Here is a 19,396-nt window from a genome sequence, read left to right as displayed (position 1 = left end):
GCAGACAGCGTCATGAAACTGCTTCGGCAGAGTTTTCCCCATCACGAACCGAAGCAAGCAGGGTCTACCGACGGGGGGCGCGCGATGAACACACTGCACAGCACCACGACCAGCGCAGTCATCGCGCGTCTGCACGATGTCGGCCGGGCCGCCGAGAAGTCCGGTGCCGTGGGCGGGCGGGGGTGCGCTCGCGGCACCGGGCGTCATCGCATTCCTTACATGGTCGCGATCGACGCGCTGACGCACGACGGGGGACACGGGGGACCGACGGGGGAGACGGTGGTCCCGCCGCGGCGCCGGCGTACAGGGAAGGCACGGGGGAACGGCGCCCCGCGTCGCAGGCGGAGGAAACGGGGGACGCCGCCGCGGCGTTCACCGCCTACGTCCAGGAGCGCCGCGCTTCCCTGTACGCCACCGCGTACCACCTGACCGGCGACCGCTTCGAGGCCGAGGACCTGCTGCAGAGCGCGCTGTTCTCGACCTACCGGGCGTGGGACCGGATCAGTGACAAGGCGGCGCTGGGCGGCTATCTGCGCCGCACGATGACCAACCTGCACATCAGCGCGTGGCGCCGCCGCAAGCTGAACGAGTACCCGACCGAGGAGCTGCCGGAGACGGCCGGGGACACGGACGCGATGCGCGGTACGGAGCTGCGCGCGGTGCTGTGGCAGGCGCTGGCCCGGCTGCCCGAGACGCAGCGCACGATGCTGGTGCTGCGCTACTACGAGGGCCGTACGGACCCGGAGATCGCGGACATTCTCAACATCAGTGTCGGCACGGTGAAGTCCAGCATCTGGCGCTCCCTGCGCCGGCTGCGCGAGGACGACGTCCTCAGCTTCGGCCGTGACGAGCAGGAGTCCTTCGGCGAGCTGGTGGCCTGAGGGCGGGGAAGACGGGGGGACCACGGGGGAGCGAGGAAGAGGGGGAACGGGGGATCCCGAGGGGGGATCACGGGGGATACGGGGGGATGAGGAGCGGGTTCGGCCGGCCGGGGGGTACGGCGCGAATCCGCTCCTTCGCCGTTCGGGCCCGCCTGCGTCGCGGGCCCGGACGGTCTTCGGCTGTTCAGGCGCGGGCGGTCGCAGCCGCGGGGGTTGCGGGGGCCGTGGCGGCGTGGCCGGTCCCGTCGAGCGCGCCGGCCGCGTCACGGGCCGCCGCTATCCGGGCCAGCGCCTCCGGCTTCGCGCACGGGTGGGCGCCCAGCGCCGCGTGCCGGGCGACGATCGCGCGCTCGGCGCGCAGCAGGCGCAGCCCGCGGCGCAGCAGGACCGGCACCGGCTTGCGGGCTTCGCGCAGGTCACGGGCGAGCCGCCGCCGGAAGGTCGTGGTGGGGCGGCCGCGCAGGCACAGCGCGTCGGCGAGCAGCCCGGCCTTACGGCAGCGCTCGACGATGTCCGCAGCGAAGATGCCCTCGGCGAGGAACAGCGGCGCGTCGCCCCGCTCCAGCACCGTTTCGCCGACCCGTGCGCTGGCGGCGATGTCATACACCGGTACGGCCGTACGTCCCGTAAGGCAGAGTTCCTCGATCGCGGCCACGGCGGCTCCCGCGTCCCACGACAGCGGCGAGTCCCAGTCGGTGCCGCCGCCGTCGGCCAGCGTCGGCAGTGTCGGGTCCGTGGCCTCCTTGTAGAAGTCGTCGAGGTTCAGCACGGGCAGGCCACTGCGGGCGGCGAGGGACGACTTGCCGGAGCCGGAGGGGCCGGTCAGCAGGACGACCCGGGCGGCGGGCGGCCGGGCGGCGGTGTGGGAGCTCACGGGGAGCCATTGTCGCGCATTGGGCCGTGCGGGCTACCCGGAGCGCGCTCGCTGGAACGGTCCGGCACCACTCAACTACGCTTCGCAATCGTTCGATTACTCAATCATTTCCTTGGCGAGCACAGGCAGGTGGCACATGGCCTCACACGCACGACCCCGGCACCGGCGCCGCGTACCGCGCGGCCTGACGCGCGCGGGGCTGGCGCTCACGGTGGCCGGTGCGGCGCTCGCGGCGGCCGGTGCGGCACCGGCGGGCGCGGCGGCCGGCCGCGAGACCGACCTCGACGTCCAGGCGGCCGGCAAGGCGCTGGGAGGCGCGTTGCAGCACTCCCTCGCGGGCGGCGTCGGGCCGGTCAAGAGCCTCAAGCTGGACCCGCTGGCGGGCACCACCGCCGACCCGCTGACCAACAAGATCGGCACCCAGGTCGCCGACTTCAAGCCGCTGACCACCGGCATCGTGACGGATCCGATCGCCGGCGGCGGCGCGTTGGAGGATCTGCCGCTGACCGGCGCGGCGATGAGGCTGCTGCCCGGCTGAGGCCGCCGGGTACGCGGCGGAACGCGGACCGCCCGCCCTCATGGACGGATGAGGGCGGGCGGCGGCGTACTCCCACGGGCGCGGATGCGTCCGCGGCAAGGGCTGGAGGTCAGACCCCCATCGGGTGCCAGACGGTCTTCGTCTCCAGGAAGGCCAGCATCCGTTCCGTACCCGGGTCGGCGGTCCAGTCGGCGACGCCGTCCACAGCCTGTGGACGCAGCACGCGCTTGAGGTTGTCGGCCGCGGCCGTCTCCAGCGCCTTGACCAGCTCCGCGTCGGCCGCGGCGCCCGCCAGGTCGATCGCGTTGACGTCCTGGTGCGCGGCCAGTGGCCCGCCCAGCTCGTTGACGCGGCCCGACAGGATGTTGACGACACCGCCCGGCAGGTCGGAGGTGGCCAGCACCTCGCCCAGCGACAGCGCGGGCAGCGGCGACTTCTCGCTGGTGACGACCACGACCGTGTTGCCCGTGACGATCGCCGGGGCGATCACCGACACCAGGCCGAGGAACGACGACTCCTGCGGCGCCAGCACGGCGACCACACCGGTCGGCTCCGGCGAGGACAGGTTGAAGTACGGCCCGGCGACCGGGTTCGCGGAGCCCGCGATCTGGGCGACCTTGTCGGACCAGCCCGCGTACCAGACCCAGCGGTCGATCGCCGCGTCGACCTGCGCCGCGGCCTTGGCCTTCGACAGGCCCTCGGCGTCGGCGACCTCCGCGGCGAACTGCTCGCGGCGGCCCTCCAGCATCTCCGCGACGCGGTAGAGGATCTGGCCGCGGTTGTACGCGGTCGCGCCGGACCAGCCGCCGAACGCCTTACGGGCCGCGACCACCGCGTCCCGGGCGTCCTTACGGGAGGACAGGGGCGCGTTGGCGAGCCAGTTGCCCTTGGAGTCCGACACCTCGTACACCCGCCCGCTCTCGGACCGGGGGAACTTGCCCCCGACGTACAGCTTGTAGGTCTTGAGAACGCTCAAGCGATCAGACATCGAGGTACGCCTCCAGACCGTGCCGGCCGCCCTCGCGGCCGAAGCCCGACTCCTTGTAGCCGCCGAACGGCGAGGCCGGGTCGAACTTGTTGAACGTGTTGGACCAGACGATGCCCGCCCGGAGCTTGTTCGCCATCCACAGGATGCGCGAGCCCTTCTCCGTCCAGACGCCCGCCGACAGCCCGTAGGGGGTGTTGTTGGCCTTGGCGACCGCCTCTTCCGGCGTACGGAAGGTGAGCACCGACAGCACCGGCCCGAAGATCTCCTCCTGGGCGATGCGGTGGGCCTGGGTGACGCCGGTGAACAGCGTCGGCGCGAACCAGTAACCCGCGTCGGGCAGTTCGCAGGACGGGGCCCAGCGCTCGGCGCCCTCGGCCTCGCCCGCGTCGGCCAGCTCCGTGATACGGGCCAGTTGCTCGGCGGAGTTGATCGCGCCGATGTCGGTGTTCTTGTCCAGCGGGTCGCCGACGCGCAGCGTGCTCATCCGGCGCTTGAGCGCCGCCAGCAGCTCGTCCTGCACGGACTCCTGCACCAGCAGGCGCGAGCCCGCGCAGCAGACGTGGCCCTGGTTGAAGAAGATGCCGTTGACGATGCCCTCGACGGCCTGGTCGATCGGCGCGTCGTCGAAGACGATGTTCGCGGCCTTGCCGCCCAGCTCCAGGGTGAGCTTCTTGTCCGTACCGGCGACGGTACGGGCGATGGCCTTGCCGACCTCGGTGGAACCGGTGAAGGCGACCTTGTTCACGTCCGGGTGCGCGACCAGCTCGGCGCCGGTCGAGCCGTCACCGGTCAGGATGTTGACGACACCCTTGGGCAGACCCGCCTGGCGGCAGATGTCCGCGAAGAACAGCGCGGACAGCGGCGTGGTCTCGGCGGGCTTGAGGACGACGGTGTTGCCGCAGGCCAGTGCCGGGGCGATCTTCCACGCCAGCATCAGCAGCGGGAAGTTCCACGGGATGACCTGGCCCGCCACGCCCAGCGGCTTCGGGTCGGCGCCGTAGCCCGCGTGGCCCAGCTTGTCGGCCCAGCCCGCGTAGTAGAAGAAGTGCGCGGCGACCAGCGGCAGGTCCGAATCGCGGGACTCGCGGATCGGCTTGCCGTTGTCCAGCGACTCCAGGACGGCCAGCTCGCGCGAGCGCTCCTGGATGAGGCGGGCGATGCGGAAGAGGTACTTGGCGCGTTCGGCGCCGGGCAGCGCCGACCACTTCTCGAACGCCTTGCGGGCGGCCCTGACGGCGCGCTCCACGTCCTCGGAGCCGGCCTGCGCGACCTCGGAGAGGACCTCCTCGTTCGCGGGCGAGACGGTCTTGAAGACCTTGCCGCCGGCCGCCTCGGTGAACTCGCCGTCGATGAACAGGCCGTAGGACGGCGCGATGTCGACGACGGCGCGCGACTCGGGCGCCGGTGCGTATTCAAAGCTCATCGGTTCAGTCCACCGTGACGTAGTCGGGGCCGGAGTAGCGGCCGGTGCCGAGCTTCTGGCGCTGCATCAGCAGGTCGTTGAGCAGGCTGGAGGCGCCGAAGCGGAACCAGTCCGCGGTCAGCCACTGATCACCCAGCGTCTCGTTGACCATGACCAGGTACTTCATGGCGTCCTTGGTCGTACGGATGCCGCCGGCCGGCTTCACGCCGACCTGCACGCCGGTCGTGGCGTGGAAGTCGCGGACGGCCTCCAGCATCAGCAGGGTCACCGGCGGGGTGGCGTTGACCGCGACCTTGCCGGTCGAGGTCTTGATGAAGTCGGCGCCCGCGAGCATCGCGAGCCAGGAGACCCGGCGCACGTTGTCGTACGTCTGGAGCTCGCCGGTCTCGAAGATGACCTTCAGATGGGCGTACGAGCCGTCCTCGCGGCGGCACGCCTCCTTGACCTGCTTGATCTCCTCGAAGACGGTCATGTAGCGACCGGACAGGAAGGCGCCCCGGTCGATCACCATGTCGATCTCGTCGGCGCCGGCCGCGACCGCGTCACGGGTGTCGGCCAGCTTGACGGGCAGCGCGGCCCGTCCCGCCGGGAAGGCGGTGGCCACGGAGGCGACGTGGATGCCGGAGCCGGTCAGGGCCTCCTTGGCGGTCGCCACCATGTCGGGGTAGACGCAGATCGCGGCGACCTTGGGGGTGCCTCGGTCGGTGGGATCGGGGTGGATCCCCTTGGCGCACAGGGCCCGGACCTTGCCCGGGGTGTCCGCTCCTTCGAGCGTCGTCAGGTCGATCATCGAGATGGCGAGATCGATGGCGTACGCCTTCGCCGTGGTCTTGATCGAGCGGGTGCCGAGGGTCGCGGCGCGGGCCTGGAGGCCGACCGCGTCGACGCCCGGGAGGCCGTGCAGGAAGCGGCGCAGCGCACCGTCGGAAGCGGTCACGTCCGCCATCGACGCCAGACGCCCCGCGGCTTCCTTGCCGTATGCGGGAACAGTGGTGGGCATGGTCACGAGGGGAGCATATCTACGCGCGTAGCTGCATGTCACCCCCTCCGGACGGACAAGGGCGCGGCGGGCGTCCGGGCTAGGGCGTGTCTTTTGGATCAGCCTGGTGCAGCCCGCGGCGCCTGGTGCGGTGCATCGCAAGGCGGAGCATTGCCCTCGGACTGGGTGTCCGTGGGTGATGCGACAACGCCGCGAGGTGCCGTGCCAGGCGTCGCGGGCCCAGGATGATCCGAAAGACGCGCCCTAGGCGGTCGGGTCGTTCGGAAGGGGATGCACCGGGGCGCGTGCGGCCGTGGTGAGCGGGTGTTCTGTAACAACGTGCGCAGGGGCCCCATTGCGGCTGTACGCAGGCGTTCTGTAACAGGCGCGCGGGGGAGTGATGGGCTTCTGTGCGGCGACCGTTACACAACAGCGGACGGGTCGTCACGGCAGTCCCCTACCTTCAGTAGTGCCGCACCGCACCGCAGCACTTTCCGGCCTTCCGCACGAAGGGCGGTGGATGTGGTCACGTCGCCGCACGACCGACCATCCCCCGGGGGTCCTCATGACCGCACAGTCCGCCCGCCGCACACTGCGCGCCGCCGTCGCGTCCGCCGCCCTGGGGGCCGCCGTCCTCGGCTCCGCCTCCGGTGCCTTCGCCGCCACCTCCGCCACGCCCGTCACGGCGACCACTGTCGCTCAGTCCGCCGCCGACAGCACCGCCCGCTACGAGGGCAAGCCGGTCGCCATCGGCAACGGCATGGTGGCCGTGCTGCGCAACGCCCCCGCCGCGGGCGGCCCGGAGGCGTGGATCCGTTACGTCGGTCCGCAGTGGAAGCCGGGCGACTGGTACCTGGTCCGGGTGCTCGGCCTGCTCGACCGCGCCCACCCCAGCGCGCGGCTCAAGGGCCTGTCCCTGCGGCTGACCGGCCTCTCGGGCGCGTCGCCGAAGCTGCACGTCAGCGGCGGCCCCGGCGGCGCGAAGAGCTACGCGCTGCCGACGTCCGCGGCGCCCCACCCGGGCGGTAAGACGACGGGCGGCCGGACGACCGACGGCAAGACGGCCGGCGGGACCGGCAGACACCAGGCGGGCCAGGCCACCGCGCACCGGACCGGCAGCGGTACGGCCCCCGGCAGCCGCAAGAGCTGCACCGTCACCCGCCGTGTGGCCATCGGCGGCGGCACCCTCGCCGTACTGCACCGCGGCCCGCAGGGGCCCTCGGCGACGTTCGAGGACGGTCCGGGCAACCCCGTACCCGGCGCCCGTCTCGACCGTGCGCACCCGACCCTGGCCCGCTTCGGCGCGAAGATCATCGACCCGTACGGTGCCCGCCCCAAGCTCCGCTTCAAGATGCAGGGCGGTAACTACCCGCCCGGCACCGCCAACTTCCCCGCCCTGCCCCAGGGCTGCGCCCCGGCCGCGAAGCCCGTCCCGGCCACGAAGCCCGTCGTGCCCGCCAAGAGCAGCGCGCCCGGCGCCAAGCCCGCGGGCAGCAAGAGCCCGGGCGCGGTCGGCGCCCAGGCCACGCCGACCGGCAGCCAGACCAAGGTGCTGCCCAAGGGCGCCGTGGCCGCCGGTTACGAGGACCTGGAGCAGCCGGACACCACCCCGCTGTTCGCCGCGGGCGGCCTGTTCGCCGCGGCCGGTGCGGCGGGCGTCGTCTTCGCGGTGCGCCGCCGCCGTCAGTCCGAGGGAACGGGGTGCTGAGCCGGGGCCCCCACCGGTGTCTGCCGGGCCGTCTGCTGACGGCGGCGAGCCTGCTCCTCCTCGTGGCGGGCGGCGTACTGATCGCCCGGGGCGCCCTGAACGGCGGCGCCCCCGGGGCGGCACCGCCCGTGCACGTCGCCAACGTCGGTGCCCCCGCCGCGGCCCCGCGCGCGTCGGCACCGGCCGCCCTGCCCGCCTCCCGGCCCGTACGCGTCCGTATACCGGCCGCCGATGTGAACACCGGCCCGGTCCTCGGCCTGGGACTCGCAGCCGACGGCACGGTGCAGGTGCCCTCCGTGGCGCAGGCCGACCGGATCGGCTGGTACGACCAGGGCGTCACTCCCGGGGAGACCGGGCCCGCCGTCCTGATAGGCCACTACGACACCGTCGACGGCCCCGCCGTCCTGCGGAACGTCGGCCGTATCGCGCCCGGCGACAGGATCTACGTCGACCGGGCGGACGGGCGCACCGCGGTCTTCGCCGTCCGGGCGCTCCAGCAGGTCGACAAGAAGGCGTTCCCCACCCAGCGGGTCTACGGCGACACCGACCGGCCCGAGCTGCGCCTGGTGACCTGCGGCGGCGGCCTGGTGGACGGCCACCGGCCGGACAACGTCGTGGTGTACGCCGATCTGGTGGCCGACTGAGCCGGCGTGCGCGCGGGCGCCCCGGCGTACGAATGATGCCGTACCGCAATGTCCGGGTTCCGGACGCTCAGGCAGAATCGCAGGCATGACGAGCCCGGATCAGTCCTCCACTCCGCAGGAGCAGTACGCGGACCGCAGCTACCGCTCGCCCGCGGCCCTCGTCGGCGGGGTGCTGCTGCTCGCGCTGGCCGCCTGGCTGGGCGGCGACGCGCTGGTGCGCGGCACGGCGCACGCCAAACTCACGGCGGTGGCCGGGCTGCTGTTCGTGGTCCCGCTGGTGGTCGCCTTCACGCTGCGCCCGCTGGTGCGCGCCGGCGCGGACCGGCTGCTGGTGCGCAACCCGTTCCGTACGATCACGCTGCCCTGGGCGGCCGTCGCCGATCTGCGGGCGTCCTTCTCCAGCGAGGTCTTCACCGCGGACGGTACGAAGTACCAGCTCTGGTCGATCCCGGTGTCGCTGCGGCAGCGCAAGAAGGCGAACCGGCAGGCGCAGCGCGCCGCCGCGGGGCGCCCGGTGCGCGGCGGCCGTGACGCGCACCTCGGCCCCGGCACGGAGGCCGCCGCGCCGCGCGCCACCGCCGACCGGTCGCTCGACGAACTGCGCGAACTCCAGGAGCGGGGCGCCGCGCGGGAGGGCGCGCAGGGCGCTCCGGTGGTGAGGTGGGCGTACGAGATCCTGGCGCCGTGTGTGGTGGGCGCGGTGGCGTTGGCGGTGCTGGTGGCGCTGTAGGGGCGGCGTCCGGACCGTCGGCGGGAAGGAGACCGCGGTGGGCAAGCTGATCTACTCGGCCGTCACGTCGCTCGACGGGTACGTGGCGGACGTACACGGTTCGTTCGCCTGGGCGGCCCCTGACGAGGAGGTGCACGGCTTCGTCAACGGGCTGATGCGCTCGTGCGGCACCTACCTCTTCGGCCGCCGGATGTACGAGACGATGGCCGTCTGGGACGCCGTGGACGCCAGCGAGGAGCCGTCACCCGCCGTACGGGACTTCGCGGCGCTGTGGCGCGGCGCGGACAAGATCGTCTACTCCACGACGCTGGATTCGGTGACGACCGGCAGGACCCGCCTGGAACGCGGCTTCGACCCGGAGGCGGTCCGGCGGCTCAAGGCGTCCGCCGGACGGGACCTGGCCGTGGGCGGCCCCGGACTGGCCGCGCGGGCGATCCGGGCGGGCCTGGTCGACGAGTACCACCTCTTCCTCACGCCGGTCGTGGTGGGCGGCGGCACCCCGTACTTCCCCGACGGCGTCCGGCTGGACCTGGAACTGCTCGAAGAGCGCCGCTTCGGGAACGGCATGGTCCACCTTCGCCACCGCCCCGCCGCCTGAGCGGTCCGTATCGTTCCGGCGTGCGGGCGTGTCACGGTGGGCCGCCGTACACCAGCGACATGTACGCCCCGAAGTACGCGGACCCCAGCGCGGCCCCCGCCAAGGCCAGCACGGCGACGCGGCGGTGCGCCCGGGCGATCGCCAGGGCCAGGGGGAGCAGCAGCGGGAAGCCGGGCAGCAGGAAGCGGGCCCGGGGGAAGAAGACGCCGCCGCTGCCCAGGACGATCAGCAGCAGGACGGCGCTGAACACCAGCAGCGGCAGCGGCTGCCGGTCGCCCGCACACAGGATGAACAGCGCCACCGACACGATCAGCACCAGCGCCACCACGACCAGGAAAAGCTGCGGGTGCGACGGGTACATCAGGAGGTCGCGCAGCGTACGCAGCGTCTCCTTGCCGCCGTCCCACTGGTTGTCCCACTGCTGCTGGACCGCGAAATAGCCGTCGGCGCGCCCCAGCCGCAGGCCCACCCATCCGACGTACGCGAGCCAGCCGAGCGGGGCCAGCAGCGCGCCGAGGACGATGCGGCGCACCCGGTCGCGGTCCGCGGTGGCGGGGAGGGGCGTGGGTACCTGGGCGGGCTCCCGCGCGGGATCCGGCGTGGAGTCCGGCGTGGGCGCCAGAGCGAGCGCCGGGGTGGGCGCCGGAGCGGGCGCCGGGGCAGGCGGTCCGCCGGACGCGGGCTCCTGCGTAGGTTCCGCAACGGCGGCCCGGCGCAAGCGCCACAGGGCGACGACGGCGCTGACACAGACCGCCGCCACCAGCGCGAGACCGGTGGGACGGGTGAGACCGGCGAGCAGACAGAGCCCACCGGCCGTGACCCAGCGGTCCGTCAGCACCGCGTACAGGGACCACGCCACCAGTGCCGTGAACAGCGACTCCGTATAGCCCATCCACTGCACGACGGCGACCGGCGTGGCACCCCACAGCACGGCCAGCACGGTGCCGACCCGCGCCCCGTACAGCCGGTCGCCCACCGCGAAGATCCCCCAGGCGGCCAGCAGCGCGCAGCCGACCGCGACGGCCACCCCGACCGAGGCCCGCGAGCCGGGCGTCACCCCCGCGACGGCCTTCACCACCACCGGGTACAGCGGGAAGAACGCGAGGTTGCTCTCGTTGAAGCCGTTCTCGTCGAACGCGTACGAGTAACCGTGGTCCGCGATGCCCAGGTACCAGCCGGAATCCCACCGGTCGGCCAGCAGCGGCCACAGACCGCGGTGCTGGAGATGCGCCCACTTCATCAGCACGAGGGTGCCCAGCAGTCGTACGGCGGCGTAGCCGAGCAGCGCGGGCCCGGCGCGGCGCAACAGGTCCCCGGCCGCCCGCGCGGCGGGCCGGCGGGGAGCAGGGCCGAGGGGAGCGGGCCCCGCCACCGGTGCGGAGCCGGCGGCCGGACCGGAGGCGGCCGGATCGGACGTGACCGGACCGGCCGCGGTGGGAGCGGACGCGGCCGGTCCGGGCGCGGTCGGGGACACTGCGGCAACTCCTGGGTGGGCCGGGCAGGTTGTCGGACCAGACCAGGGTGTCCCGGCGCGCCGGCCGCCGGACGGGCGCGCTGCGGCAGGTGCAGTACGGCTGTCACCCGTACGGGGGAAACGGAGCGGGCCCCGGAACACTGTGGTCCCGGGGCCCGTCCTACGTGACAGACGTACGCGCGATCAGCGCGATCCGCTCAGATACCGGCCGCCGCCGACAGATCCGCCTTGATCGCGCCGAGCACCGCGTCGGCCTTGGCGCGCGCCGCCCCCAGCCCCTGGGCGTCGGCGACCGGCACCACGACCTCCAGGTAGCACTTCAGCTTGGGCTCGGTACCGCTGGGCCGGACCACCACGCGGCCGGCCTCCACACCGTCCTGCTCCGAGCCCGCGAGGTAGTAGCGCAGGCCGTCGGTGGGCGGCAGCGTGTCCGTCCCCTGGGAGAGGTCGTCGGAGGACGACACGGCCAGACCCGCCAGCGCGGCCGGCGGCTGCTCGCGCAGCCGCCGCATGGCGTCGGCGATCAGCGACAGGTCCTCGACGCGGACGGAGAGCTGGTCGGTGGCGTGCAGCCCGAACTCCAGCGCCAGGTCGTCCAGCAGGTCCGTCAGCGTGCGGCCGGACTGCTTCAGCTCGGCCGCCAGCTCGGTGATCAGCAGGGCGGCGGTGATGCCGTCCTTGTCGCGGACGCCCTCGGGGTCGACGCAGTAGCCCAGCGCCTCCTCGTACGCGTACCGCAGACCGTCCACCCGGGCCAGCCACTTGAAGCCGGTCAGCGTCTCCTTGTACGGCAGCGAGGCCCCGGCGGCGATCCGCGACATCAGCGAGGACGACACGATCGTGGTCGCGAAGGTGCCGGACGCCTGCTTGCTCACCAGGTGCGCGGCCAGCAGCGCGCCGACCTCGTCCCCGCGCAGCATCCGCCAGCCGGCCTCGGTACCGGGGGCCGGCACGGCGACGGCGCAGCGGTCCGCGTCCGGGTCGTTGGCGATGACGATGTCCGGGCCCACGGAGCGCGCGGTCGCGAAGGACAGGTCCATCGCCCCCGGCTCCTCCGGGTTGGGGAAGGCCACGGTCGGGAAGTCCGGGTCCGGCTCGGCCTGCTCGGCGACCACGGTCGGCGCCGGGAAACCGGCCCGCGCGAAGGCGGCGACCAGCACGTCCCGGCCGACGCCGTGCATCGGCGTGTAGACCACGTGGGTGTCGCGCGGCGAGCCCGGCGTGAGCACCGCGTCCGTACGCTCCAGGTACGCCTGGAGCACGTCCTCGCCCAGCACCTCCCAGCCTTCCTCCGGCCGCGGCACGTCGTTCAGCGACGCCACCGCCGCGATCCGCTCCGCGATCAGCCCGTCCGCGGGCGGCACGATCTGCGAACCGTCACCCAGGTACACCTTGTAGCCGTTGTCGCGCGGCGGGTTGTGGCTCGCGGTGACCTCGACGCCCGCGACGGCACCCAGATGCCGTATGGCGAAGGCCAACACGGGGGTGGGCAGCGGGCGCGGCAGCACCGCGGCGCGCAGTCCGGCACCCACCATCACGGCCGCGGTGTCCCGCGCGAAGTCGGCGCTCTTGTAGCGCGCGTCGTACCCGATGACGACCAGGCCCCCGGCCTGGCCCTGGTCCTTCAGGTAAGCGGCCAGCCCGGCCGCCGCGCGGATGACCACGGCGCGGTTCATCCGCATCGGGCCCGCGCCCAGCTCGCCGCGGAGCCCGGCGGTGCCGAACTGCAAGGTGCCCGCGAACCGGGCCGCCAGCTCGTCCAGGTCCTCGGCGTCGATCAGCTTGCCCAGCTCTTCGCGGGTTTCGAGGTCGGGGTCCTCGGCCAGCCATGCCTTCGCCCGGCTGATCAGCTCCGCGGGATCGGTTGCCACGTGATGCTCCTGCCTCTGGTTGCGGTGGTGGGGGAAGCGCTCGGCGCGTTAACGCTTACCCACTCCGCGCGATTGTTCGACCGACGGGCGCGCGGACCGGCCGCGCGCGTCGCCGCCGGGACACCCCGGCTTCTTACCTACGGAGCACCCGAGGGCGCCCCGAACGCCGTACGGAGCACGGACGGGGCCCCGAACGCCGTACGGAGCACCGACGGGACCCCGAACGCCGTACGGAGCCCCCGCAGGCGCCCCGAACGCGCTACGGGGCGTCCGAGAACGCCCCGTACCGCTGCTCTGCCGCGCGGCTCAGAGCTTGCCGAGCACCTGCGCGAGCAGGCTGCCCATGCGGGTCGCGGAGTCGCGCCCGGCCTGGAGCACCTCTTCGTGGTTGAGCGGCTCGCCGGTCATGCCCGCGGCGAGGTTCGTCACCAGCGACAGCCCGAGCACCTCGGCGCCGGCCTCGCGGGCGGCGATGGCCTCCAGGACGGTGGACATGCCGACCAGGTCCGCGCCCAGGGTGCGGAGCATCTTGATCTCGGCCGGGGTCTCGTAGTGCGGGCCGGGGAGCTGGGCGTACACACCCTCCTCCAGCGTCGCGTCGACCTCCTTGCACAGCGCGCGCAGCCGCTGCGAGTACAGGTCCGTCAGGTCGACGAAGCGGGCGCCGACGATCGGGGAGGTGGCGGTCATGTTCAGGTGGTCGCTGATGAGGACCGGCTGGCCGGGGCGCATGCCGTCGCGCAGACCGCCGCACCCGTTGGTGAGCACCACGGTCTTGCAGCCGGCGGCGACGGCGGTCCGCACACCGTGCACGACGGGGGCCACACCGCGGCCCTCGTAGTAGTGCGTACGGCCCAGGAAGACCAGGGCCCGCTTCTCGCCGATCTTGTACGAGCGGAACTTGCCGCCGTGGCCCGCGACGGCCGGCGCCGGGAAGCCGGGCAGCTCGGTGACCGGGAATTCGTGCTCGGGCGCGCCCAGGGCCTCGGCGGCCGGAGCCCAGCCGGAGCCCATCACCAGGGCGACGTCGTGGGTCTCGGCGCCGGTGAGCTCGCGCAGGCGGGCGGCGGCGTCGGCGGCGGCGCCCTGCGGGTCGCGCGCGATGTCCGGGGTAACAGATGCGTTCACGCGGACGAGGGTAGCCGGTAAATGCCTACGCGCGTAGATGTCCCGGCCGACGGCATCCGGGCGATCTGTTCGTAGTTCTCTACGAAGGGCAGCGCACGGCGGACGGGCGCCCCTTCAGCAGGGACGCTTCCGCAGCTCCATCACATAGTCGTGCGGCGCCCCCGCCGACTCCGCCGCGTCCGCGATCTCGCCCAGGTAGCGGGCGGCGGGCAGCCCGCCCTCGTACCCGTTGAGGACGTACAGCCACGCGGCCTCGTCACCGTCGAGGGTGTGCACCCGCACCCGCATCCGGCGGTAGATGTCCATGCCCACGCCCTCCCAGCGGTCCATGGACTCCTCGTCCATCGGGGCGATGTCGTAGAGGGCGACGAAGACCTGCGAGCGGGGGGCCTCGACGATCGTCGGGAGCGCTCCCTCCCAGCCCATCTGCTCCCCGCCGAACGTGAGCCGCCAGCCGTTGAGCCAGCCGGTGCCGCGCAGCGGCGAGTGCGGAGCGCGGCGGGTCATCAGCCGCGCGTCGAGGTTGCCGGCGTACGCGGCGTAGAGCGACATGGTTCCGAGGGTACGGGAGGTCAGGGGGTGCGCTCGTGGTACGTGAGGTTCGAACGGCGGCCCCCGGGGGGTAACCCGGCGCGGGCGTACGGGAGAATGGAGGACGTGACTCGGATCGTGATCATCGGTGGCGGACCCGGCGGATACGAGGCGGCCCTGGTGGGCGCCTCTCTCGGCGCGGAGGTGACCGTCGTCGACTGCGACGGCCTGGGCGGGGCGTCGGTGCTGACCGACTGCGTCCCGTCCAAGACCCTCATCGCCACGGCCGAGGTGATGACCACCTTCGACTCGTCCTACGACGAGCTGGGCATCATCGTCGCGGACGACACGCCGCCGATCGACCGCCCCGCGCGCGTCGTCGGGGTGGACCTCGGCAAGGTCAACCGCCGGGTGAAGCGCCTCGCGCTGGCCCAGTCGCACGACATCACCGCCTCCGTCACCCGCGCCGGCGGCCGGGTGATGCGCGGCCGCGGCCGCCTGGAGCCGGGGCAGTCGCCGGACGGTTCCCGCACGGTCACGGTCACCGCCGCGGACGGTACGGAGGAGACGCTGACCGCCGACGCGGTCCTGGTCGCGACCGGCGCGCACCCGCGCGAGATCCCGGACGCGCAGCCCGACGGCGAGCGCATCCTGAACTGGACGCAGGTCTACGACCTGGACGAGCTGCCGGAAGAGCTGATCGTGGTCGGCTCCGGCGTCACCGGCGCCGAGTTCGCGGGCGCCTACCAGGCACTCGGCTCCCGGGTCACCCTCGTCTCGTCCCGCGACCGGGTGCTCCCGGGTGAGGACCCGGACGCCGCCGCCGTCCTGGAGGACGTCTTCCGCCGCCGCGGCATGAACGTGATGGCGCGCTCGCGGGCCGCCTCCGCCAAGCGGGTGGGCGACCGCGTGGAGGTCACCCTGTCGGACGGTCGTACGATCACCGGTTCGCACTGCCTGATGGCGGTGGGCTCCATCCCGAACACCGCGGGCATCGGGCTCGAAGAGGCCGGCGTACGGCTGAAGGACTCCGGCCACATCTGGACGGACAAGGTCTCGCGCACCTCGGCCCCCGGCGTCTACGCGGCGGGCGACTGCACCGGCGTGTTCGCGCTGGCCTCGGTCGCCGCGATGCAGGGCCGGATCGCGATGTACCACTTCCTGGGTGACGCGGTGACGCCGCTCAACCTCAAGACCGTCTCCGCGAACGTCTTCACCGATCCGGAGATCGCCACCGTCGGCTACAGCCAGGCGGACGTGGACGCGGGCCGGATAGACGCCCGGGTCGTCAAGCTGCCGCTGCTGCGCAACCCGCGCGCGAAGATGCAGGGCATCCGGGACGGTTTCGTGAAGCTGTTCTGCCGCCCCGGCACGGGCATCGTGGTGGGCGGCGTGGTCGTCTCGCCGCGCGCCAGCGAGCTGATCCACCCGATCTCGATCGCGGTGGACAACAACCTCACGGTGGAGCAGATCGCCAGCGCGTTCACGGTCTACCCGTCGCTGTCCGGCTCGATCGCCGAGGTGGCGCGGCAACTGCACACGCGCAAGATGTCCAGCGAATAGACCGCGGCCAGCCGGATGAACGGACCGCCCGGCGTGCGGGGCGGCACCCCGTGGGCCGGGGTGCGCCCGTCCGCGCGCGGGACCGTTCCCCGTACCGCTTCCGGTGCCGTTCTGCCGCGGAAGGCAGGCGGCGGGGGCCGGTTCATGGCAGTCTGGTGTCGCTGAGTGACCGGCCAGCGGCATATACCACGTGCGAGGGTCGGGAACGAACAACTTCCGTTAATTGGTGCAACCTGCTGAAAGCAGACGGTCGTTGGCGTTACTGTCAGTTTCGTGTTCGCTGCAGAACGTCGCCAATTGATCCTCGAAATGGTGCGCGCGAACGGAGCGGTGTCGCTCCGTGAGCTCGCCCGCGTCGTCCAGACCTCCGAAGTAACCGTACGGCGGGACGTGCGGGCGCTGGAGGCAGAAGGACTGCTCGACCGCCGGCACGGCGGTGCGGTCTTGCCGGGCGGTTTCGCCCGGGAGTCCGGCTTCCCACAGAAATCCCATCTAGCGACCGCGGAGAAGACGGCCATCGCCGATCTCGCCGCCGGCTTCGTCGAAGAAGGCGAGGCCATCGTGGTCGGCGCCGGGACCACCACGCAGGAGCTGGCCCGCCGGCTCGCGCGGGTGCCCGGTCTGACCGTGGTCACCAACTCCCTCCTCGTCGCCCAGGCGTTGGCCCACGCCAACCGTGTCGAGGTCGTGATGACCGGCGGCACCCTGCGCGGGTCGAACTACGCACTGGTCGGCAGCGGGGCCGAACAGTCGCTCCAGGGGCTGCGGGTCTCCCGCGCCTTCCTCTCCGGCAGCGGCCTGACCGCCGAGCGCGGCCTGTCCACGTCCAACATGCTCTCCGCGAGCGTGGACCGGGCGCTGGTGCAGGCGGCGGCGGAGGTCGTGGTCCTCGCCGACCACACCAAGCTCGGTACGGACACCATGTTCCAGACGGTGCCCACCGACGTGATCACCCGGCTGGTGACCGACGAGCCGCCGGGCCACGACGACCGGGCCGCGACCGAGCTGCAGGCCCTGGCCGACCAGGGGGTGCAGATCGCGGTGGCCGGCGGCCCCGGGGCCGGCGCCGCCCAGCAGACACCGGAGGTGGTGGCGGCCGACCGCCGCGGCCCACGCCGGGACGTGCCGCTGCCCGGCCAGCGGCGCAACCTGGCACCGGGCGGCGGTGGTTCCGGGCCCCAACTGCGTACGGCGGCTCCGCTGGCGGAGCCGCCGGGCGGCCGGGTCGCCGATCTGGCGCCGCGCCGTCGCTGAGCGGGTGCCGGCGTGCGTACGGCCGCGCCGGCACCGCACGGGTGAACGGCCGGGTGGGAAGCGCCACGCGGCACCGCACGGTGAACGGCCGGGCGGACGGCGGCACCCGGCCCCGGTCACCCCTGCTCGGCGCGCAGCCCGGTCAGCGTCAGGGTCAGCAGCCGGTCGGCCAGCCGGGGGTCGTCCGGTGACTCCTCAGCGGCCAGGGCGATGCCGTTGGTCAGTTGCATCAGATCGCCGATGCTCACATCGGACCGTACGGCACCGGCCTGCTGCGCGCGGCTGAGCAGTTCGCCGCCCGCCTCGCGCATCGGGACGCTGCACCGGGACAGCCCCGAACTGGCGTCGCCGGGCGCGGCCATCAGCGCCCGTGACAGCCCGCGGTAGGTGCTGGCATGCGTGATGATCGCCCGCAGCCACTCCACGAGCGCCGCACACGGCTGCGGCGAGTCGCTCAGCTCCCGCGCGTGCGCCAGCAGCGCGTCCACCTCGCCCTGGAACACGGCGCCCATCAGGGCCGTCCGGTTGGGGAAGTGCCGGTAGAGCGTGCCGATCCCCACGCCCGCACGCCGTGCGATGTCCTCCAGCGAGGTGTCGGTCCCGTGGTCCGTGAAGGCCGTGCGGGCCACCGCCAGCAGCCGCTCGTAGTTGCGGCGCGCGTCGGCACGCATGGGTCGTACGGATTCCTGCCCTGCCGTCTCGGTCACCATCGCCGTCCTCGCCGTCCTCCCTGAGCGCGGCCCTCCAGCGGACCGGTGCCCCCAGGATGCCACTGCCCCCGGCCCACCAGCCTTCGGACCGGGACGGCGCCCGGCTCCGTCCGGGCGCCGCCCGGCGCGCGGGGTGGACGGCAGGCGGCGTGCGGATGACCGGGAGGGAAGCCGGCGCGGACGCCTCGGCGAACAAGTGGCCAAGGCGGCAACGGAGCACGTCCGGGGGGCATCAAACCTGGCGCAATGGGCTCTGCAGAGGCCGTCCGAACGCGTGCGGGAACACCTGGGGAAGCAATGGAACTGACCAGCCGATCGCTGCTGTACACCATGATCGCGGTCGCCGTGGTGTGCGTGGGACTCACGCTCTGGCAGTGGCCGCGCTTCGCCAGGCGCGGCCCGCTGGCCTGGCTGGGCCGGATAGGTTCCATCCTCGCCACCCAGTTGTCCATCGTCGCCGCGCTCGGCCTCGTGGTGAACGCCAACTTCCAGTTCTACGGTTCCTGGCACGAACTGCTCGGCCTGTACGACGACGCCCCCGGCGCGGTCGCCAAGTGGGGCGACGGGGGAGCGGGCCCGGTCGGCGACCCGTCGAAGGGGCTGGTGCAGCCCGCGGGGACGGAGGACCTGGACAAGGTGCACGGCCTGCCCAAGGGGCCGCCCGACAAGGTCGGCCGGGTGGAGTCCGTACGGATCGTCGGCAAGCGCACCAAGGCCGTCGACCCCGCGTTCGTCTACCTGCCGCCGCAGTACTTCCAGAAGCAGTACGAGCGCCAGCGCTTCCCCGTCATCGTCGCCATCAGCGGCTACCCCGGCGGCCACTTCCTGCTGGGCCAGCACCTGCGGGTGCCGCAGACCGCCGGCGGCCTGATCGGCAAGGGGAAGATGCAGCCCACCGTCATCGTCATGCTGCGGCCCACCATCGCGCCGCCCCGCGACACCCAGTGCGTGGACGTGCCGGACGGCCCGCAGGCGGAGACGTTCTTCGCGAGCGACCTGCCCACCGCCCTGAAGGAGCACTACCGGGTCGGCCACGCCGCCAGCGGCTGGGGGCTGCTCGGCTACTCGTCCGGCGGAAGCTGCGCCCTCCAGCTCACCATGCGGCACCCCCGTACGTACACGTCGGCGGCGGCCCTCTCGCCCGACTACAAGGTCACCAGCGACCCCACCACCGGCAACCTCTTCGGAGACGGCAGGGAGCGCGCCGCGCGCAAGCGGGAGCACGACCTGATGTGGCGGCTGGCCCACCTGCCCGCACCGCAGGTCTCGGTGCTGATCGGCACCAGCCGGGAGGGCGAGAAGAACTACCCGGCGGCGAAGGAGTTCCTGAACGCGGTCAAGCCGCCGATGAAGGCCGAGTCGGTCATCCTCGACCAGGGCAGCCACAACTTCGCCACCTGGCGGCGCGAACTGCCCGCCGCGCTCCAGTGGATGAGCCGGCAGTTGACGTTCCCGGAGGACGTGGTCAACAGCTCGTGACCGCGGACGCGGGCGGCGCCCTG

At 73.0% G+C, this 19,396-nt stretch carries 17 protein-coding genes and 1 pseudogene; 9 read left to right on the top strand and 9 right to left on the bottom strand.

Annotated features, from left to right (window positions below; genetic code table 11):
• Nucleotides 1-84 precede the first annotated feature (84 nt).
• Nucleotides 85-881, top strand: a pseudogene (locus tag EJG53_RS15055) (SigE family RNA polymerase sigma factor).
• Nucleotides 882-1,065: 184 nt separating this feature from the next.
• On the opposite strand, the gene EJG53_RS15050 reads toward EJG53_RS15055, so the two are convergent.
• Nucleotides 1,066-1,755 carry a uridine kinase family protein gene (locus EJG53_RS15050; protein ID WP_125045272.1) on the bottom strand — a complete coding sequence of 230 codons (690 nt, stop codon included), beginning with the start codon at nucleotides 1,753-1,755 and terminating at the stop codon, nucleotides 1,066-1,068.
• 136 nt (nucleotides 1,756-1,891) lie between these two features.
• Between EJG53_RS15050 and EJG53_RS15045 the strand changes: the two genes are divergently transcribed.
• Nucleotides 1,892-2,293: a hypothetical protein gene (locus EJG53_RS15045; protein WP_125045271.1), complete on the top strand. Its 402-nt coding sequence runs from the start codon at nucleotides 1,892-1,894 to the stop codon at nucleotides 2,291-2,293.
• 109 nt (nucleotides 2,294-2,402) lie between these two features.
• Here the strand turns inward: EJG53_RS15045 and EJG53_RS15040 are convergent, their stop codons facing one another.
• The 3 genes from EJG53_RS15040 to deoC are packed head-to-tail and all read right to left on the bottom strand — an operon-like array spanning nucleotide 2,403 to nucleotide 5,704.
• Nucleotides 2,403-3,281 (bottom strand): aldehyde dehydrogenase family protein, encoded by an 879-nt coding sequence (locus tag EJG53_RS15040; protein WP_125045270.1) that lies wholly within the window; start codon nucleotides 3,279-3,281, stop codon nucleotides 2,403-2,405.
• On the bottom strand, nucleotides 3,274-4,704 hold the full coding sequence (locus EJG53_RS15035; protein ID WP_125045269.1) for an aldehyde dehydrogenase family protein: 1,431 nt from the start codon (nucleotides 4,702-4,704) through the stop codon (nucleotides 3,274-3,276). Before EJG53_RS15035 ends, EJG53_RS15040 begins: the two co-directional genes overlap by 8 nt.
• Before the next feature lie 4 nt (nucleotides 4,705-4,708).
• The gene (gene deoC / locus EJG53_RS15030; protein WP_174856410.1) at nucleotides 4,709-5,704 is read right to left on the bottom strand and encodes a deoxyribose-phosphate aldolase; all 996 of its coding nucleotides are present in this window, start codon (nucleotides 5,702-5,704) and stop codon (nucleotides 4,709-4,711) included.
• Nucleotides 5,705-6,248: 544 nt separating this feature from the next.
• Here deoC and EJG53_RS15025 point away from each other — a divergent pair.
• From EJG53_RS15025 to EJG53_RS15010, 4 genes are all read left to right on the top strand, one after another.
• Nucleotides 6,249-7,391, top strand: a complete 1,143-nt coding sequence (locus EJG53_RS15025) for a hypothetical protein (RefSeq protein WP_125045267.1) — start codon at nucleotides 6,249-6,251, stop codon at nucleotides 7,389-7,391.
• A complete protein-coding gene (locus EJG53_RS15020; RefSeq protein ID WP_371858799.1) occupies nucleotides 7,388-8,035 on the top strand; it encodes a class F sortase in 648 nt (215 codons plus the stop codon). Before EJG53_RS15025 ends, EJG53_RS15020 begins: the two co-directional genes overlap by 4 nt.
• 85 nt (nucleotides 8,036-8,120) lie before the next feature.
• Nucleotides 8,121-8,765, top strand: a complete 645-nt coding sequence (locus tag EJG53_RS15015; protein ID WP_125045266.1) for a PH domain-containing protein — start codon at nucleotides 8,121-8,123, stop codon at nucleotides 8,763-8,765.
• Nucleotides 8,766-8,802: 37 nt separating this feature from the next.
• The gene (locus EJG53_RS15010; RefSeq protein WP_125045265.1) at nucleotides 8,803-9,363 is read left to right on the top strand and encodes a dihydrofolate reductase family protein; all 561 of its coding nucleotides are present in this window, start codon (nucleotides 8,803-8,805) and stop codon (nucleotides 9,361-9,363) included.
• A 31-nt stretch (nucleotides 9,364-9,394) separates the two neighbouring features.
• Here EJG53_RS15010 and EJG53_RS42440 read toward each other — a convergent pair whose 3' ends face one another.
• The 4 genes from EJG53_RS42440 to EJG53_RS14985 form a co-directional block, all read right to left on the bottom strand.
• On the bottom strand, nucleotides 9,395-10,837 hold the full coding sequence (locus EJG53_RS42440; RefSeq protein WP_371858684.1) for a hypothetical protein: 1,443 nt from the start codon (nucleotides 10,835-10,837) through the stop codon (nucleotides 9,395-9,397).
• Between the two features lie 197 nt (nucleotides 10,838-11,034).
• Entirely contained in the window at nucleotides 11,035-12,708 is a 1,674-nt protein-coding gene (locus EJG53_RS14995; protein ID WP_125045264.1) for a phospho-sugar mutase, read from the bottom strand.
• A gap of 306 nt (nucleotides 12,709-13,014) precedes the next feature.
• Nucleotides 13,015-13,836, bottom strand: coding sequence for a purine-nucleoside phosphorylase (locus tag EJG53_RS14990; RefSeq protein WP_031002864.1), 822 nt, complete (start codon nucleotides 13,834-13,836; stop codon nucleotides 13,015-13,017).
• Between the two features lie 114 nt (nucleotides 13,837-13,950).
• The gene (locus EJG53_RS14985) at nucleotides 13,951-14,388 is read right to left on the bottom strand and encodes a gamma-glutamylcyclotransferase (RefSeq protein WP_030017478.1); all 438 of its coding nucleotides are present in this window, start codon (nucleotides 14,386-14,388) and stop codon (nucleotides 13,951-13,953) included.
• A gap of 96 nt (nucleotides 14,389-14,484) precedes the next feature.
• Between EJG53_RS14985 and EJG53_RS14980 the strand changes: the two genes are divergently transcribed.
• Nucleotides 14,485-15,930: an NAD(P)H-quinone dehydrogenase gene (locus EJG53_RS14980; protein ID WP_031002867.1), complete on the top strand. Its 1,446-nt coding sequence runs from the start codon at nucleotides 14,485-14,487 to the stop codon at nucleotides 15,928-15,930.
• Between the two features lie 273 nt (nucleotides 15,931-16,203).
• Nucleotides 16,204-17,184, top strand: a complete 981-nt coding sequence (locus EJG53_RS14975; protein WP_125045263.1) for a DeoR/GlpR family DNA-binding transcription regulator — start codon at nucleotides 16,204-16,206, stop codon at nucleotides 17,182-17,184.
• A 116-nt stretch (nucleotides 17,185-17,300) separates the two neighbouring features.
• Here EJG53_RS14975 and EJG53_RS14970 read toward each other — a convergent pair whose 3' ends face one another.
• A complete protein-coding gene (locus tag EJG53_RS14970) occupies nucleotides 17,301-17,855 on the bottom strand; it encodes a TetR/AcrR family transcriptional regulator (protein WP_031002870.1) in 555 nt (184 codons plus the stop codon).
• 336 nt (nucleotides 17,856-18,191) lie between these two features.
• On the opposite strand from EJG53_RS14970, the gene EJG53_RS14965 reads away from it, so the two are divergent.
• The gene (locus EJG53_RS14965; protein ID WP_125045262.1) at nucleotides 18,192-19,373 is read left to right on the top strand and encodes an alpha/beta hydrolase; all 1,182 of its coding nucleotides are present in this window, start codon (nucleotides 18,192-18,194) and stop codon (nucleotides 19,371-19,373) included.
• Nucleotides 19,374-19,396 lie beyond the last annotated feature (23 nt).

It is taken from the genome of Streptomyces chrestomyceticus JCM 4735 (assembly GCF_003865135.1).
GTDB lineage: Bacteria > Actinomycetota > Actinomycetes > Streptomycetales > Streptomycetaceae > Streptomyces > Streptomyces chrestomyceticus.
This window is presented reverse-complemented; position numbering and strand designations above follow the sequence as displayed.